The organism is Prochlorococcus sp. MIT 1201 (assembly GCF_047303415.1).
Classification (GTDB): Bacteria; Cyanobacteriota; Cyanobacteriia; order PCC-6307; family Cyanobiaceae; genus Prochlorococcus; species Prochlorococcus marinus_D.
In genome coordinates this window covers 2535760-2552091 of the sequence record NZ_CP138947.1, presented here as the reverse complement: position 1 = coordinate 2552091, position 16332 = coordinate 2535760, and the positions used below count along the sequence as shown (strand labels likewise).

The 16332-nt window shown below is 54.0% G+C and carries 18 protein-coding genes; 5 read left to right on the top strand and 13 right to left on the bottom strand.

The genetic code is table 11. The features are described 5' to 3' along the window. Positions 1 to 53 precede the first annotated feature (53 nt). The 4 genes from SIB41_RS12325 to SIB41_RS12310 are packed head-to-tail and all read right to left on the bottom strand — an operon-like array spanning position 54 to position 3681. On the bottom strand, positions 54 to 1358 hold the full coding sequence (locus SIB41_RS12325; protein WP_413359373.1) for an ABC transporter substrate-binding protein: 1305 nt from the start codon (positions 1356 to 1358) through the stop codon (positions 54 to 56). A gap of 13 nt (positions 1359 to 1371) precedes the next feature. Further along, entirely contained in the window at positions 1372 to 1881 is a 510-nt protein-coding gene (locus SIB41_RS12320) for a hypothetical protein (protein ID WP_063419023.1), read from the bottom strand. Next, positions 1881 to 2624 (bottom strand): rod shape-determining protein MreC, encoded by a 744-nt coding sequence (gene mreC / locus SIB41_RS12315; RefSeq protein ID WP_413359370.1) that lies wholly within the window; start codon positions 2622 to 2624, stop codon positions 1881 to 1883. Before mreC ends, SIB41_RS12320 begins: the two co-directional genes overlap by 1 nt. A gap of 4 nt (positions 2625 to 2628) precedes the next feature. Further along, complete coding sequence (locus tag SIB41_RS12310; protein ID WP_011129521.1) at positions 2629 to 3681, bottom strand: rod shape-determining protein; 1053 nt, start codon at positions 3679 to 3681, stop codon at positions 2629 to 2631. A 143-nt stretch (positions 3682 to 3824) separates the two neighbouring features. Here SIB41_RS12310 and SIB41_RS12305 point away from each other — a divergent pair, with 143 nt between their 5' ends. Continuing rightward, complete coding sequence (locus SIB41_RS12305) at positions 3825 to 4211, top strand: single-stranded DNA-binding protein (RefSeq protein WP_413359368.1); 387 nt, start codon at positions 3825 to 3827, stop codon at positions 4209 to 4211. A gap of 10 nt (positions 4212 to 4221) precedes the next feature. Here SIB41_RS12305 and SIB41_RS12300 read toward each other — a convergent pair whose 3' ends face one another. After that, the gene (locus SIB41_RS12300) at positions 4222 to 4881 is read right to left on the bottom strand and encodes a DedA family protein (RefSeq protein WP_413359366.1); all 660 of its coding nucleotides are present in this window, start codon (positions 4879 to 4881) and stop codon (positions 4222 to 4224) included. 500 nt (positions 4882 to 5381) lie between these two features. Then, positions 5382 to 6812, bottom strand: a complete 1431-nt coding sequence (ahcY, locus tag SIB41_RS12295) for an adenosylhomocysteinase (protein WP_413359362.1) — start codon at positions 6810 to 6812, stop codon at positions 5382 to 5384. On the opposite strand from ahcY, the gene tsaE reads away from it, so the two are divergent. Beyond that, positions 6811 to 7356, top strand: coding sequence for a tRNA (adenosine(37)-N6)-threonylcarbamoyltransferase complex ATPase subunit type 1 TsaE (gene tsaE, locus SIB41_RS12290; protein WP_413359359.1), 546 nt, complete (start codon positions 6811 to 6813; stop codon positions 7354 to 7356). The two genes, ahcY and tsaE, sit on opposite strands and share 2 nt — an antisense overlap. Here tsaE and SIB41_RS12285 read toward each other — a convergent pair. From SIB41_RS12285 to SIB41_RS12270, 4 genes are read right to left on the bottom strand one after another with little or no spacing between them, the layout of a single operon-like run. Beyond that, positions 7305 to 8345: a carbohydrate kinase family protein gene (locus tag SIB41_RS12285; RefSeq protein WP_413359356.1), complete on the bottom strand. Its 1041-nt coding sequence runs from the start codon at positions 8343 to 8345 to the stop codon at positions 7305 to 7307. The genes tsaE and SIB41_RS12285 overlap by 52 nt on opposite strands. Positions 8346 to 8369: 24 nt before the next feature. Continuing rightward, the gene (mutT, locus tag SIB41_RS12280) at positions 8370 to 9536 is read right to left on the bottom strand and encodes an 8-oxo-dGTP diphosphatase MutT (RefSeq protein WP_413359352.1); all 1167 of its coding nucleotides are present in this window, start codon (positions 9534 to 9536) and stop codon (positions 8370 to 8372) included. After that, positions 9536 to 9676 (bottom strand): hypothetical protein, encoded by a 141-nt coding sequence (locus SIB41_RS12275; RefSeq protein WP_413359349.1) that lies wholly within the window; start codon positions 9674 to 9676, stop codon positions 9536 to 9538. Before SIB41_RS12275 ends, mutT begins: the two co-directional genes overlap by 1 nt. Positions 9677 to 9687: 11 nt before the next feature. Continuing rightward, on the bottom strand, positions 9688 to 10275 hold the full coding sequence (locus tag SIB41_RS12270) for a recombinase family protein (RefSeq protein ID WP_413359346.1): 588 nt from the start codon (positions 10273 to 10275) through the stop codon (positions 9688 to 9690). A gap of 227 nt (positions 10276 to 10502) precedes the next feature. On the opposite strand from SIB41_RS12270, the gene SIB41_RS12265 reads away from it, so the two are divergent. Then, positions 10503 to 10736: a transposase gene (locus SIB41_RS12265; RefSeq protein WP_328585569.1), complete on the top strand. Its 234-nt coding sequence runs from the start codon at positions 10503 to 10505 to the stop codon at positions 10734 to 10736. A gap of 36 nt (positions 10737 to 10772) precedes the next feature. Further along, on the top strand, positions 10773 to 11726 hold the full coding sequence (locus tag SIB41_RS12260) for an isopenicillin N synthase family dioxygenase (protein ID WP_063419001.1): 954 nt from the start codon (positions 10773 to 10775) through the stop codon (positions 11724 to 11726). A 30-nt stretch (positions 11727 to 11756) separates the two neighbouring features. Here SIB41_RS12260 and SIB41_RS12255 read toward each other — a convergent pair whose 3' ends face one another. Genes SIB41_RS12255 through SIB41_RS12245 form a run of 3 tightly spaced genes read right to left on the bottom strand, consistent with a single transcriptional unit; the run spans position 11757 to position 15039 of the window. Continuing rightward, on the bottom strand, positions 11757 to 12494 hold the full coding sequence (locus SIB41_RS12255) for a succinate dehydrogenase/fumarate reductase iron-sulfur subunit (protein WP_413359343.1): 738 nt from the start codon (positions 12492 to 12494) through the stop codon (positions 11757 to 11759). Then, positions 12491 to 14407 (bottom strand): fumarate reductase/succinate dehydrogenase flavoprotein subunit, encoded by a 1917-nt coding sequence (locus SIB41_RS12250; protein WP_413359341.1) that lies wholly within the window; start codon positions 14405 to 14407, stop codon positions 12491 to 12493. The genes SIB41_RS12255 and SIB41_RS12250 overlap by 4 nt, the downstream gene beginning before the upstream one ends. 2 nt (positions 14408 to 14409) lie before the next feature. Beyond that, positions 14410 to 15039, bottom strand: a complete 630-nt coding sequence (locus SIB41_RS12245; RefSeq protein ID WP_413359339.1) for a succinate dehydrogenase — start codon at positions 15037 to 15039, stop codon at positions 14410 to 14412. A gap of 145 nt (positions 15040 to 15184) precedes the next feature. Here SIB41_RS12245 and SIB41_RS12240 point away from each other — a divergent pair, with 145 nt between their 5' ends. After that, a complete protein-coding gene (locus SIB41_RS12240) occupies positions 15185 to 16330 on the top strand; it encodes an efflux RND transporter periplasmic adaptor subunit (protein WP_413359336.1) in 1146 nt (381 codons plus the stop codon). The last annotated feature ends 2 nt before the right edge of the window (positions 16331 to 16332 follow it).

Genomic DNA, 16332 nt, shown 5'->3' with positions numbered 1-16332 from the left:
TTAAGAATTAAAAGGTACTTATGCTTAGGTATGAATTACTAATTGATTGCACTTTAGGGCCATCTAGCTTCTGCGTAGCGATTCCACTGACGAGCAGCCTCTTCCACAGCCTCATCGCTGCTGATTTGATCGAGCATCGCCCGCTGTAACTGGGTATAAATAATGCTCTGCAGACGCTTGATCCCAGGTAAAGCCGGAACCAAAACTTTCGCCCGCTTCAAAGTCTTGGCAGACAATGCTCTGGCAGAGCGGATCTGAGCAGCCTCACGCGACTCCGGACGCTCAGCCTTAAGAGCAATCTGAACCTGTCGCAAGGCGTTTCTAGACGATGGCAACACCTTGGCTTGCTGCGCAAAAGTTGCCTGATTAACCCCATTGGTTAGAAACAAGGCAAAATCAACGGCTTCCTGCTGGCGCCTGCTCTGACGAGGCACCACCAACGTCATCACAGCGACATTCGCATTGCCATCACCACCGACAAGCGGTGGATAGGAGTTAGTCACCCTGGCCACAGCCGGAGCGTTTGTCTGGATCGTGCGTAGGAATTCAGCCCCGCTCGCCAACATGGCCAACTCACCGCTCTGATAAAGCTCTATCGCTCGCTTCTGACCCTGGCTTATCACCTCTCGAGGCAGGAGACCTTGCCGATAAAGATCGGTCCAGAAGGCAAAAGCACGTTGACCCTTTGGAGTAGCAAAACCAGCCCGCCTCCGAGAATCCAGCAAAGTGACTCCCATCTGAACCATCGACTCAAGCAGTTCAGTCGAATCGTCAGGGACCACAGTGACGAATAGGCCATAGCGACCTGTGCGCTCACGAATGCGGCGCGCATAGGAAGGTACATCCTGCCAACGTCGCGGTGGAGCCTCCAGTTCGGCTTGTCGCAACAACTGCTGGTTAACCAAACTCAGCCGTACCGTGAGATACCAAGGAATGGCGATCTGTCGCCCCTCAGCATCCAGGCCAGACTCCCAAACCGAGGGAAGGTAGCGGTCGGCTGCATCGTCTGGAAGCAAAGGCGTCAGATCCCTAATCCCCCCTTTGCTGGCAAGATTTGCAGCAAAGGGGGGATTGAGATTGACCACGTCTGGTGCGGTACGCGCGAACACCGCAGCCAATAACTTGCGCTCCACTGATCCCCAGGGGAGATCTGTCCAACGCACCAACGCACCGGGTTGATTCTGCTGCCAGTTTTTGATGACCCCCTCAATATAGGGGGTGAACTTGGGCGCCAGTTGCAACGTCCAGAGCTGCAAATCAGTTGAAGATCCCTGCTTCGATCGACAACCCCAACCAATCAAGGCTGCACCAAGCACTACTAGGCCTGCAACAACAACCTTTCTTCGTGACCGCAGCATTCTCATGACCTGTTCAAGCTCGAGCCAGCCGCCGCCAAATCAACAGCATCCATGACACCAGCAGAGGAGCAACCAAACCAGTGACCAACGACTGTGCCAAAAAGGTATGCAACCCCCAGGAATGAAGCCAAGACACCGAGCTATCGAACTGAATCAAAAGCGTTTGCAGCCAAAGACTCAAGCCAACCAGAGCTGTACCCATCCATGCCAATAATCCGAGATTGAAACTGCCCTGAATCAGTGGAGCACGCCTGCCTAGCCGCCCCCACCACCATCCAAGCGCCATCAACGCCGGCAGTTGACTCGCACCACCAAGGCTGAGGCCATCCAATACCAAGCCAAGACAAAGTCCAGCAGTGAGTCCAGAGACAGGTCCATCAACAAGGGCCCAAGGCAACAACCACAACACCGCCCAGCAGGGACCCACCCCAGAAAGGCTCAACCAGGTCGGTGCAGCGAGGGTCAGCCAAGGCACGAAGAGGCTTGAAGCCAAGCAAATCGGTTGCTGATGAAGGCGCGCCATCAGCGAATCTGCACCTGCACCCAATCGATGGCTTCTGGTGCAGCGATTAACTGCACAGCTGCACGAGGAGCCGGAACTGCTCGGTCATCCACTTTCTGAATCACCCCTACAGGCAGGCTGGCGGGCAACAATGTGCTTGCAGGCGAGATGCTGACAAGATCACCTGGCACTGCATAGGGATTCTTATCGAGAAACTCCAACTGAGGCCTACTCGTACCCACACCAACCAAGAGGCCATGACGCTTGGTTCGCGGTATCCAAACTCCAACCCGACTACCTGGCGCAGTGAGCAGTTGAACACGTGCAGTGGCAGGGGTGACACTTTGAATTCTCCCCAGTAATCCTCCTGGCCCCATCACAGCATCACCCTGAGCAATCCCATGCAATCGCCCCTTGCCCAGTTCCAGTTGCTGCCACCACCCCTTCGGGGTACGGGAAATCACAGCCGCGGAAATGCGACCAGATCCTGAGGCCTGACCAAGAGCAAGCAACCCGCGCAGTCTTTGATTGTCCTGCTCAAGCAACCGAAGTTTGCTCTGTTGCTCGAGCTGAATACCAGACTGGATCCATTCTCGCTGGGCTGATCCAGGCCAAAACGGCCGACTAAGAAGGGCATAAGCATCAGCAAAACCGGCGCCTTTACTCCAACGCACCAAACCAAGCGCTGCCACTAACAACAGCCAAGGCAAAACTCCACGCCAACGCCACCAACGGAAAGATGCCTGCCACGGGGAAACCCCCATCGATTCAAGCCGTCATTGAAGAGCGAGTGAATTCCGGAGTATCAAGCACCCTGCGAAGTCGCTTGTAATCCTCGAGTACCTGACCACAACCATTAACCACACACAACAATGGATCCTCTGCAACATGAGTAAAGATGCCTGTCTCATGGCTAATTAAATCGCTTATCCCGCGCACCAAGGCTCCTCCACCAGCAAGCATGATGCCACGGTCAACAATGTCAGCAGCTAATTCTGGTGGTGTGCGTTCAAGGGTGCGCTTCACCGCCTCCACAATCACGTTGAGGGGTTCTGCTATCGCCTCCCGCAAGTCTCCAGCCTGCAAATTGATCGAACGTGGCAGACCGGAGAGCAGATGCAGCCCCCGCACATCCATGGCCTGCTGGTCAAACTCGTGATTTGGGAAAGCGGAGCCAATGCGGATCTTGATCTCCTCGGCCGTGCGCTCACCGACGACAAGGTTGTGCACCTTCTTCAGATAAACCCCAATGGCATCACTAATTTCATCACCGGCCACGCGAACCGACTCACTCAACACAGTTCCTCCCAAGCTGAGCACCGCCACCTCGGTTGTGCCTCCTCCTATATCAACGATCATCGTTCCAATTGGCTCAGTAACAGGAAGACCAGCTCCAATGGCGGCTGCAACAGGCTCATCAATCAGATGAACTTCCCGAGCTCCTGCCATGCCTGCCTCCCGCACGGCACGCCGTTCGACACCAGTCACTCCGCTCGGGATACCCACCACCAAGCGAGGAGCAACAATGCCTCGACCTTCATTCCCCTTCTGAATAAAGGTCTTCAGCATCTGCTCAGCTGCATCGAAATCGGCGATCACGCCATCGCGCAGTGGACGCACGGCACGAATATTGCCAGGGGTGCGGCCAAGCATCAACTTGGCATCGTCACCCACCGCCAGAGGCACACCGTTCTCCAAGTCGAGGGCTACGACAGAAGGCTCCTGAAGCACAATCCCTTTTCCCGACACGTAAATCAGGGTATTGGCGGTACCAAGATCAATGCCGATGTCGCGTGACAGTTGAAAGCGACGAAAAAACACAAGCGCTGGACTCAAGTCGGCGAATCATAGGTGTCGTAGCCAATGCAGCTTGTTACACCCAGCGATGAGGGTGGAACTCCTTATAAGCAGCCACTTAAACCGTGGCGCATCATTGACCAAACTCAAACAAATAGGTTTCATTCATGAGCGTAAATTCCGTCACACTCGTCGGCCGAGCAGGCCGTGATCCAGAAGTTCGCTACTTCGAATCGGGAACGGTTGTCGCCAACCTCACCATGGCCGTGAACCGTCGCAGTCGCGACGACGAACCAGACTGGTTCAACCTAGAGATCTGGGGCAAACAGGCTCAAGTCGCGGCGGATTATGTCAAAAAAGGATCTCTGCTGGGTGTAATCGGCAGCTTCAAACTGGACCGCTGGACCGATCGCAACACCGGAGAAGAGCGAACCAAGCCTGTTGTGCGGGTGGACCGTCTAGAACTTCTAGGTTCCAAACGTGATGCAGAAGCGAGCAACTTTGGCGGAGGGGGATTTGGGGACGGCCCAAGTGAAGAGGAAGTCCCCTTTTAAGACTCATTGATCAATGAGTGTGATGACGCCTGCGCCAAATGCGCAGGCCCAGCCACACCACTGCAGCCAACACCGCAATAACCAGGCCCCCCTTAACAACCTTGGAGACAGGATCTATCCACAGCTCCACATTGCTGTAACCCTCCCCAAGCCCCAACCCAGCCAGGGTGAGTAGCAAAGTCCAGATCAGGCTGCCTGCTGTTGTCCAGATCAGGAAAGGTGCGAAAGGCATCAATTCAATGCCTGCAGGCACAGAGATCAAGGTACGAATACCAGGCACTAGCCGTCCCCAAAACACCAACGCCGTGCCGTAACGATTAAACCAACGACGGCTACGCGCAAGTTCTGCCGGACTAATACCGATCCAACGGCCATGTCGACTGAGCCAAACCTCAAGCCTTTTCTCATTGATAACCCGCCCAATGCCATACCAAGGGAGAGCCCCCAGCAAGGTGCCCAACAAACCGGCCAACACCACTGGTAAGAACTGCAGCTGCCCCTGCTGCACGTAGAAACCGCCAAGAGGCATGATCAACTCGGATGGGATCGGTGGAAAGAGATTTTCCAGAAACATGGCCGCGAATATCGCGCCATAACCCATCCACTGGTTGGCCTCCACGGCCTGGCCGATCATCTCCGGCAACTGAGTAATCAGTTCAGAAAGCCCCATGGAGCCTACGCATCACCAGGCAAGTCTTCCATGGGGCCGGAGTTTCTGATGGTCATGCGATCAGCAACGCTCGCAGAAGACTCAAAGAGATCAGAACTCGTCAAGCGCCTCAACGCCTCTTTAAACCTCAACAATATGCCGACGAATCATTCGGGAGGCATCTTTCAATGTTTACTGATTACTGATGGCCTCACGACCAAAGTATTGACCTAGCAAATTCACTCCAAGCTGACTATTAACAGCCGGTCCAGTCAAAAACCAAATTTCACAATAAAATAGGCCAAGAATGCAGACAGAATCATTCAAGGCCACAAAATATTAAACTGGCAGGATTAATTCGCTGAAAACAACTTTTTTATTTTCACATTCAAAATAGAGTTCATTCAGCCGCATTGATCTCTTTTTAACACTCAATCCATAACAAGTCTTATGTTATCTTCTTGTCTTGCCAGACAGACAAGCCTAATTATGAAAAAACAAGCTTGCCTGCCTGGAAAGAATCAGTAGCGATAATGGTCGGGCTTGTAGGGACCTTCAACAGGCACACTGATGTAATCGGCCTGCTGCTTGGTGAGCTCAGTAAGCCTCGCGCCGATCTTCTCCAAGTGAAGGCGGGCCACCATCTCATCGAGGTGCTTCGGCAACACATACACCTGATCAGCATACTGATCACCTTTCGAGAACAACTCAATTTGAGCTAACACCTGATTGGTAAAGGAATTACTCATCACAAAGCTCGGGTGACCGGTAGCACAACCAAGGTTCACCAAACGCCCTTCAGCCAGAAGAATGATCTTATTACCGCTAGGAAGAGTGATGTGATCAACTTGAGGCTTGATATTCTCCCACTGATAATCCTTCAAAGATGCAACATCAATCTCATTATCAAAGTGACCGATATTACAAACAATGGCCTCATCTTTCATACGGATAAGATGTTCATGGCGAATCACCTGAAAGTTACCTGTGGAGGTCACAAAGATATCGACATCCTGAACCACCTCATCCAGACGTACCACCCGATAGCCCTCCATCGCTGCCTGAAGAGCACAGATGGGATCAATTTCAGCAATCATCACTGTGGCACCAAGGCCACGTAGCGATTGTGCTGAACCCTTACCCACATCGCCATAGCCCATCACCAAAGCCACCTTTCCAGCAACCATCACATCAGTGGCCCGCTTGATGCCATCCACCAAAGACTCACGGCAACCATAAAGATTGTCGAACTTGCTCTTGGTTACCGAGTCATTGACATTGATTGCCGGAAAAGGCAATTCACCACTCTTTTGCATCTGATACAGACGCGCGACACCCGTAGTTGTCTCTTCTGTCACCCCTTGAATATTGCTCTTGATGCGGGAATAAAAGCTGGAATCCTGGGCCAACTTGGTACGAATCGAGGCAAACAATGCCGTCTCTTCCTCGTTGCCAGGGTTATCCAGTACAGAACGATCGCTCTCGGCCTTGCTGCCAAGCATCACCAAGCCAGTTGCATCTCCGCCGTCATCCAAGATCATGTTGGGAGTGCCACCATCACCCCACTCGAGAATGCGATGGGTATAGGCCCAATACTCATCAAGAGTCTCGCCTTTGGTTGCAAAAACAGGCACGCCGCTAGCGGCAATAGCAGCAGCAGCGTGATCTTGAGTAGAAAAAATGTTGCATGAAGCCCAGCGCACATCAGCACCGAGGGCGACCAGCGTCTCAATCAACACACCGGTCTGAATAGTCATGTGCAGACTGCCAGCAATGCGAGCCCCCTTGAGAGGTTTTTCGCTGCCGTGCTTGACCCTAAGGGCCATCAAACCTGGCATCTCAGTTTCAGCAATGCTCAATTCCTTGCGGCCAAAATCCGCTAGATCGATGTCTGCTACGACATATTGAGAGGGCGCCTGCAACGAGGCCGTTGATGTGGGCACTGCCACCATGGTTCAAAGCTCCCTTGGGGGAATCGTGTACGGAAATCTCAGCGAAGTCGCCGAGACTTCGGGATCGCTTATCGGACAATCTACAGATGACTCATGGATTCTTGAAAATCTTGAGGCCACTCGATGCCTAGGAATAGTCCTTGTCCAGCGGCTACCTGCTTTATCAGTGCTGTTGCTAGAAGGGCCCCTAGGGGCCGGTAAAACCTCTCTAGTGCAGGGCATCGCAACCGCTCTCGGCATCCGTGAGCCGATCACATCACCTACATACGCTCTTGCTCAGCACTACCCGGACGGGAATCCTCCTCTGATCCATCTAGATCTATACCGCTTGGAGCAACCCAGCACTGCCAATGAGCTATTTCTGCAAGAGGAAGAAGAAGCCCAAGCACTAGGTGCCCTCATGGCCGTGGAATGGCCTGATCGATTAAGCCTGAACTTGCCTGAAGCCTGGAGATTGCAATTGCAGCATCGAGCTCAAGGAGGTCGTCTGGCTCAGTTCACCTCACCTGCGAACGACCCCAGAAACTCTTCCACTTGCATCTGAGACGGCTGCGGATTGATACCACCAGCCCCTCCACAAACAAGCGCGCCACAGGCTGCTGCAAAACGAACCATCTCCCGGGCCTTGATCAGATCTCGTTGGGATGAGGCATCCATCAAAAATTGATGCAGCAATCCTGCAGTGAAAGCATCACCAGCACCGGTGGTGTCGATAACTGAAGGGGGAGAAAGCGCTGCAAGCTCCCCAACACAACCCCCTATCAACCACCGCACCGGACGAGCCCCATCTGTCACAACAACATCCGGCTGCTGCGGAAGGGATCGCGCAATCACTGCAGGGTCGTCAGTGTCAAAGAACCAAACGGCCTCTTCCCTAGCCAGTTTGAGCAGAGAAGCACGCTCAAGAAGCGGCGCAATCGCTTGCAAGGCCTTCTCATCAGGGCCACTATCGGGAGAACGGCCAGGATCCCAGAAAGTTGGACGCCAGTTGACATCCAGGGCTATCTCAAGGCCTGCTGTTTGTGCCTGCTCAACGCACCAAAGCAAGGCTTGGGCGGAAGCTGATGTGGCCAAAGGAATGGAGCCGATCAACAACCAGCGCGCCTTACCTACCAGCAAAGGCCAGCTGGTCGCCAACTCATCTAAAGACAAAGCCTGATCAGCAAAACCGTCTCCCTGATCACCTGCAAAACCCTGAAAGACCCTTTCACCATCGAGATCACGACGCACCAACACAATGCGACTGGGCCGGCGCTGATCAGTCTGCAGACCAGCCAGGTTCACGCCTCGAGTGTCAAACAATTCTCGAAACCTGGCCCCGATGGCATCGTCTCCAAGACGTCCTAAAAAAGCCACTTTGCTACCAAGCCGAGCTAAGCCACAAGCCACGTTGGCAGGGGCTCCCCCTAGGCAATCCTCGACAGGCTGATCCAAAGCTGGATCTCCCCCCAACGGGCCAAGACGATCCACCAACGCCTCGCCCAAGCAAATCACCTCAGGCTCATGGCTGTGAAAAGGATTGGTCCCCGTCATCAGGTCAAAGCTGCTGACTTGAAACTAGGAACGCTGGCTAAGCGTGTCTGCGCGAAGATGATCAATCAACGCGGCAATCATGCGCGCATTGGCGGCCGGGAAGGGATAGTCAGAAAGATCTTCAGGCTTCACCCAACGCACCTGCTGACTCGCCAAAGGCTTTGGTTCTCCTGCAATCCAGCGGCAGAGATGAACAACAAAGCGAAGCTTCTTATGGCTGTAGGCATGATCAAGAGCAATCAGCTGCTCACCCACCTGCACTTCAATCGCCAATTCCTCCCTGAGCTCGCGAGCAATGGTGGCTTCGATGGCTTCGCCTGGCTCCTGCTTACCACCAGGGAATTCCCACATGCCGCCTAGTAAGCCCTCATTAAGCCGCTGATCAATTAAGACCTCACCCGCTTCGTTCAGTACGACCCCCACACCAATCAGCTGGAAGGGAATGGGCTTGCTCGCATCCTTCACGGGGAAGTGGCTTGGCTCTCCAGCAGCGTAGGCAGCACAACTACTTTGCCAAGGACATAACTGACAACTGGGGGTCCTAGGCGTACACACCAACGCACCCAAATCCATCAAGGCCTGATTGAAATCTCTTGGCCGCAAAGGATCGAGGAGGGCTTCACTCCACTGCCAAAAACTTACCTGCGCTCTTTGGGGTGAATCCAAGCAAGCATGAACTCTGGCCAGCACACGACGCACATTGCCATCAAGGATGGGCACTGGCCTATTCAATGCACTGGAAAGGATGCTCCCTGCCGTGGTACGACCAATACCCGGAACAGCCTGCCAAGCCTCAAGAGAAGAGGGCATAGGGGAAGCGGCCAATTGACGCGCCGCCTGATGCAACCTGCGGGCACGAGAGTAATAGCCCAGGCCTTGCCACAGCAACAACACTTGGCGCTCTTCAGCAGCAGCCAAATGCTGCACCGTTGGCAACACCAACATCCACTGCTCCCAGTAGGGACGCATCACCCTCAACTGGGTTTGTTGGAGCATCACCTCAGCAATCCAAATGCCGTAGAGCGCGAGATCTTCGTTTGGTTCGGGCCAACGCCCATCTGATGTGAACATCCACGGCTTGATGGCAATGACCTTGCGACCATGGACTTCCCACCAGGCCAGCAGTGTGCGCCTCAGTTCAGGAGCTATCTCACTTATATCGCGATGCCCGCTGCTTCCTCCTGGGTCCATCAGACAGCAACCCAGGCCTGGTCACTCCCCAGAAGCTTTCCCGACAAACCCAAGCGCTGGAGGATCCGACCAATCTGCGCCGGAGCCAGCGGCCGCCCAGTACTGCTCAGCTTTTCGACTCCTACCAAAGCAGCAGCCATCGCCCTGTAGCTCAAACCTGCACTAACCATTGGCTCGAGAACTCCACGCAGATCCTCGGCCTCCGCAACACCCTTCTGCTTGAACACACAAGACTGCTTGGCTGCACCTGACCGGTATCCCCCAAGACACCCCCCCTTGCCTTAGCCGCGGCCAACGCTTCTTTGGTCCGCTCACTGATCCGGCGCGCCTCGAACTCAGCGACGCTGGTCATCATCGTGAGCACCATCCGCCCAGCACTAGTGGTGGCGTCGATCTCCGGGAGATCGCAGAACACAAAGCCACCCATGCCGTTCTTCTCTACCTCGTTGGCAAGCTTCAAGACGAAGCCTGTATCCCGAGCCAACCAATCAATCTTGGCCACCACAATCACAGCATTCTCAGCACGAGCCTGAGCCGCGGCTAACTGAGGGCGATCGTTTCTCCGCCCTCTCTCCACCTCAACAAACTCTGCAACGATCAATGCCCCACACTCCGCTGCCATGGCTGCTACAAGCGCCCATTGAGCTTCAAGGCCCTGGCCGGAGTGCTCCTGGCGATCTGTACTGACTCGGGAATAAGCAAGCCAGCGAACCTGACTCTTTAAGCCTTCGGCCGCCAAGGCCTTAAAGCAGAGCGTGAGACAGTCGCTTGGATATCAGGAAGGCTTGCTTTAAAGCAAAAAAGTCTCGGTGCTGTTGTTGTCGCTGTCGCTCAACTCGACAAGTTATTTGGGTTAGGGATGAGGGAATAGTTAGGGGGTTGAGTTCTGCTGAGCAGCTATCCGTTATTCGCTTGTTGATGATCGAGCTCTGATGCCGTCAGCCCATGGCTCGAGCAAAACGCATAATGCCGTCTGGGTGCAGTTTTCACATCACGCTGCGCTGCAATAGCAGGCAGGTCTTGATTGCTAAAGCCCTTAGGCGGGGTGTCTTACAGGCGGTACTGAAAAAGGCCAAGCAGAAATTTGCCGTGAAGGATTATGGGCTGTGCCTAATGGCTAACCACCTTCACTTGCTCATCAAGCCAGAAGAAGCCAAGGATTTGCCGAGGTTGATGAACTGGGCTGGAACGAGTTTTTAAGGCACCATTTCAGCGTTCGTTCAACCAGGCCATTGCTTGAAGCAAACGATTCTCGATGTTGACCTGCTGGCTTTTGAACAGGGCACAAAACGTCAACAAGCAGCTGTCGTTGACGGGCTAATGCGCAGCCTCGGCACAGGGTTTGTGGTGACCACCAGTGATCTGCCTGCGGCACTTCTCGATGAGGCCTACGGGATGCTGAACCGTTTCTTTGCTCTAGAAGCGACAACAAAACGACAATTCAACGTGCCCGAAGCTTTTGGCCAGACTGGCTATACAGAAACACTTGTAGAAACAGCGGCAAGCGAAAAACTTCCCGACTGGAAAGAAATGCTCAACTGGGCATTACCACTCCCAGACAACCACCCCTTACGCCGCCGTTTTCCCACGCTCTATCCAGAACAACTCCTACCAGAAGTCGCCGTACCAGGAATCACTGCAGTGTTGCAAACCTTCCACCAAACCATCGCCGAGTTGCAGTGTCGCGTGCTGCGAATCATCGCTACTGGCCTTGGTTGCCATCATGATTTTTTCACTGATCTGGTACAAGACGCACCAACGCTCACCAGAGCGATCCGCTACCCACCCATGAGCGAAGCCCCTGCTGCAGGGCACATGTGGGCCGCCGCCCATGGCGACATCAACCTGATTACAGCCTTACCGCGAGCCACAGCCCCAGGTCTGCAGGTCTACATCGATGGCTCTTGGGTTAATGCCATTGCCCCTGAAGGCCAAGTGATCGTCAACAGTGGCTTGATGCTGGAACGGATCAGCAATGGCCTTATCCCAACCGGCTGGCACCGCGTCTTAGCGCCGAGCGAATGGGATCGTGAGCGCCTAAGCGTTGTGCAGTTCTGTCACCCCAAACCATCCACCCTGCTCACACCGCTCAGCAGCTGCGTCAATGCAAGTCATCCACAACGTTTTGCCGGCGTGATGGCTGCCGATGCCCTAGAAGAAGTGCTTTACCAAATCAAATTGATGGATTAATGGCTCCAATCAGTAGATGAGCACCAGGTATCAACGTGCCTCGCGATGCATCCAGCTGATCCAATCAGCTGAAATTTGCTTCGGGCACACCGCCTCACACTCCAAATTGCTGCTACAGCTACCAAAACCCTCCTCGAGCATGCGCTCTTGCAGCGTCTTCGCCCGGCGCTTGCTCTCAGGTTGCCCCTGAGGCAACTGACCTAAATGGGCCAGTTTGGCCGCCACAAACAAACTTGCTGAGGCATTACGACAACTAGCCACACATGCACCACAACCGATGCAAGTAGCCGTCTCAAAGGCAGAGGAAGCTTGACCCTTCCCTATCAACATGTCATTGCCATCCGGAGCCTGGCCCGTATTCACCGAGCAATAGCCACCAGCTGCAATCAACCGATCAAAAGCCCCACGATCCACCACTAGATCTTGAATGAGAGGAAAAGCTCGTGCCCGCCATGGCTCCAGCGTCAATGTGTCGCCATCAGCGAACTGGCGCAGATAGAGCTGACAAACAGTGGTGCCGGTCTGAGGCCCATGGGCCTGACCATTCACAAGAAAGCCACAGCTACCACAAATACCCTCGCGACAGTCGTGATCGAAAAACACCGGGCGCTTGGCTTGAGCAATCAGCTGTTCATTGAGACGATCAAGAGCCTCCAATAGCGACATATCTACAGAAATCTGCTCAAGCCGGTAGACATGGAAAGCACCGGAACTGTTGCTTGACGCCTGGCGCCAAATACGAAGCGTGAGCGAAAGTTTACGACTCATCGATAACGACGTTCACTGGGCTTCAAGCTCGTGAAGTTGAGCGGCTCAGCATGGCGAATCGGCTCGGCCCGCCCACGATCTTCCCAAGCAGCAATGTGGGCAAAATTCTCATCATCACGTCGAGCTTCACCTTGTTCTGTCTGATGCTCTTCACGGAAGTGGGCTCCACAAGACTCCTCTCTCGCAAAGGCATCGCGCAACATCAACTTGGCCATGCCAAAGAAATCAGCAACCCTCAACCCCTTCTCGAGTTCAGGGTTAGGTCCCTGAACCTCTCCAGGGATGCTTACCTCAGCATAAAAACGCTGCTCCAGCAATGCCACATCTGCCAAGCCAGCACGCAGCCCTTCTGCATCACGGCTGATACCGCAACGATCAATCATCACAGCTCCAAGCTCACGATGAAAAGAATCAACCGACCGTTGACCCGCCCCCTTGAGCAAAAGCTCAATCCGCCCACTGGCCCGCGCCAAGGCTTCGCGGCAAGCCAAATGATCACCAGCAACATGCGTGGTGGTATGGCCTGCTAACCAAGCAGTGACGGTCGCCGGCGCAATGAAGTAGCCATCAGCCAAAGCTTGCATCAAAGCACTAGCACCGAGACGATTAGCACCATGCTCAGAGAAGTTGGCCTCACCAAGCACAAACAATCCCGGAATCGAACTCATCAGGTGGTAATCAACCCAAAGACCACCCATCGTGTAATGAGGGGCGGGAGAGATGCGCATTGGTGTCAGCAACGGATCCTCACCTGTAATTCGCTCATACATCTCTAAAAGGTTGCCGTATCGCTCCACAATCACCTCTCGCCCCTGACTCGAGATCGCATCGCTCAGGTCGAGATAAAAGGCTTGGCCACCAGGGCCCACACCATGCCCCGCCTTACAGAGCTCCCTGGCACGGCGTGAAGCTAAATCTCTGGGCACCATGTTGCCGTAGGCCGGATACTGACGCTCAAGGAAGTAATCGCGCTGGGCCTCAGGAATCTCAACAGCTGAACGCTGATCTCCAGAATCTAATGGCAGCCAAACACGGCCGTCATTGCGCAAGCTCTCGCTCATCAACGTTCTTTTGCTCTGATAAGGATCACCACTTGGAATGCAGGTTGGGTGGATCTGGGTGAAGCAAGGGTTCGCGAATAAAGCTCCCTGACGATGAGCCCGCCAAATGGCACTTGCATTGGATTTAAGTGCATTTGTCGAAAGAAAGTAGACGTTGCTATAGCCACCAGTCGCTAACAACACAGCCTGAGCGGTATGCACCTCCAATTCACCACTGAGCAGGTCACGGCAAACCACCCCTCGGGCCACACCATCCACCTTGATGAGCTCCAAAACATCGCGACGACAAAACAACTCCACCTGACCAAGAGCCACCTGACGCATCAACGCCTGATAAGCGCCGCAGAGCAATTGCTGACCAGTCTGACCGCGAGCATAAAAGGTGCGACTGACCGAAGCCCCTCCCATCCTTCTGGTCGAAAGTGTTCCGTCGTACTCACGCGCAAAGGGAACCCCCTGAGCAACGCACTGGTCGATGATCGCGCTACTGATCTCAGCCAAACGCTGGCAACCTGCCTCACGCGCACGGAAGTCACCGCCGCAAAGGGTATCGGCAAAGAGGCGGCTGGCGCTGTCACCATCCACAAGAAGAGGGCGAGCGGCATTGATCCCTCCCTGGGCGGCCACTGAGTGAGCCCGTCGGGGACTGTCGTGAAAGCTGATCACACGCACTGGATAACCCTGCTCGGCCAAGGTTGCCGCCGCCGAAGCCCCAGCCAACCCCGCACCGACCACCAACAACTGAAGTTCCCGTTTGCGCGATGGGCTGATTAATGGCAGCGATCCTTGCGTGCGGTTCCATGCATCGGCAATCGCGCCTAATGGGAGACGAGGATCAGGCAAACCATTCATCACTAACCCATCTGCAACGCTGAGGCAGAGACCAACAACGCCACCACGCTGAAGCCGCCGCCCACAAGCAACGCCAGAACGCGGAAGACGTGCCGAATGCGAAAACCATTAGCTGGAGCAAGTAATCCCAAACTGCGATGAGCGGCCTCACCACCGTGGAACACATGCAAGCTGATGGCCAGAGCGGCCAATAGATAGAGAGCCACGTTTGCAGGCTGAGACAACAAATCCCGCAGCACCATCAGCTCCTCGCCAGCAGGTGGCCTTGGCCAGCGCAGCTGCAAGAGATGCACCACCAGAAAGCCAAGCAGGATCAAACCACCAATCGCCTGGCTACGTGCTGCTAAAACAGCAAGGAGATCACCTCGGCGGCTAACAAGAGCAGCACGATTACCAGTTCGTCGATTAACAATCAGCTTCGCCAAGCTCAGGGCCAAGTGAATGAAAGCTGCAGCTAAAAAGGCAAATTCTGCAAACGGCAACCAAGCAGACTGATGCAAGGCCGCTGCATAAATCTCAAAGCTCGCAGGTGCAAAAGGCGCCATCACAACTCCACCCAAATGGAGCATCAGGAAAAGCACCAACAGCAACCCTGTAGCAGCGCTCCAGACCCTGAGCAAATCCGCCCCCATAAATGCGGAGCACAAATATCAAATAACCCTAAACAAACTCATGGGTCAGAGAATAGGAGTACCTACCTATCGTTAATCACGGGTGAACCTTCGCCAGAGCAAGCAGATGCAAGGAAGGTTATCGTCCGCGAAAAAGCAAGTTCTGATGGCATCTAGCTCCACCACCTTTGCCCTGCTAGGGGCCGTCTTGATGGTGACGAGCTGCAGCCATAAGGCTACTCACAAATTCATAACGGTTGAGGCAACCCGAATCACCTCAACCAATTTTGCGCCAATGGTCAGTGCCGTCAGCATGCTGGAGTCGACCAAAAACGTGACCTTAAAACCACAGACCGACGGCACAGTGATCAAAATCCTCGCCAAGGATGGGCAACGCGTTAAAGCTGGTCAAACCATCCTGGTGCTCGACAACGAGCAACAAAGTGCTGCCCTGGACTCCGCCCAATCCGAAGCAAAGAAAGACCAACTCAATGCTGAGCGTTATGAGTTCCTCTACCAGCAGGGTGCAACATCAGCCAAGACTCGCGACAAATATGCAGTGCAGGCAATCCAGTCGCGAGATCAGGCAAAAGCCGATGCAGCCACCCTCGGCTACAAATTCGTACGCGCACCAATCAATGGCCTAATCGGCGATCTGGACAAGGTGAAACTTGGCGACTACGTGAAGAAAGGGCAAACCATTACAGGCATCGTTGACGATTCGATGCTGTGGACAATGATGCAGATCCCAGCAACGCAAGCCAACCAGGTGCGACTGGGGCAAACGGTGATGGTTGCATCCCAAACCACACCACCTTTAACAGGGCAGGGCTCCGTTGTCTTTATCTCGCCCTATTACGAGCTGAATGGAACAAATAAGTCTCCAAACACACTCATGGTGAAAGCAGCCTTTCCCAACCTCACGGGTAAGTTAAAAACTGGACAATTTGTCAAAAGTCAGATAATAACGGGCCAATTTACAAGCCTTGCTGTTCCTGTTCAAGCGGTATTTATGGAGGCCCAACAACCATTTGTCTACGTTGTTGTACCACTAAGCAAAGCACTCCCAAAAATCAAAGCATCAAGCTCATTACCCGAAGCAACCAAAAAGAAGCTGGAATCGTTACCTAATAGCACGCCGATTGTGTTGCAAAGAGCTGTCACCCTGGGCCAACTGCAAAACAACCTCTACCCATTGAAATCAGGCCTGCAAAAAGGCGAGCAAGTTGTTTCAAGCAACACAGCACTACTGCGCAACGGCATGGCCGTGAAGATTGCGCCAACACAAGCTGCCAAGAAGGGAAGCAACTGAAT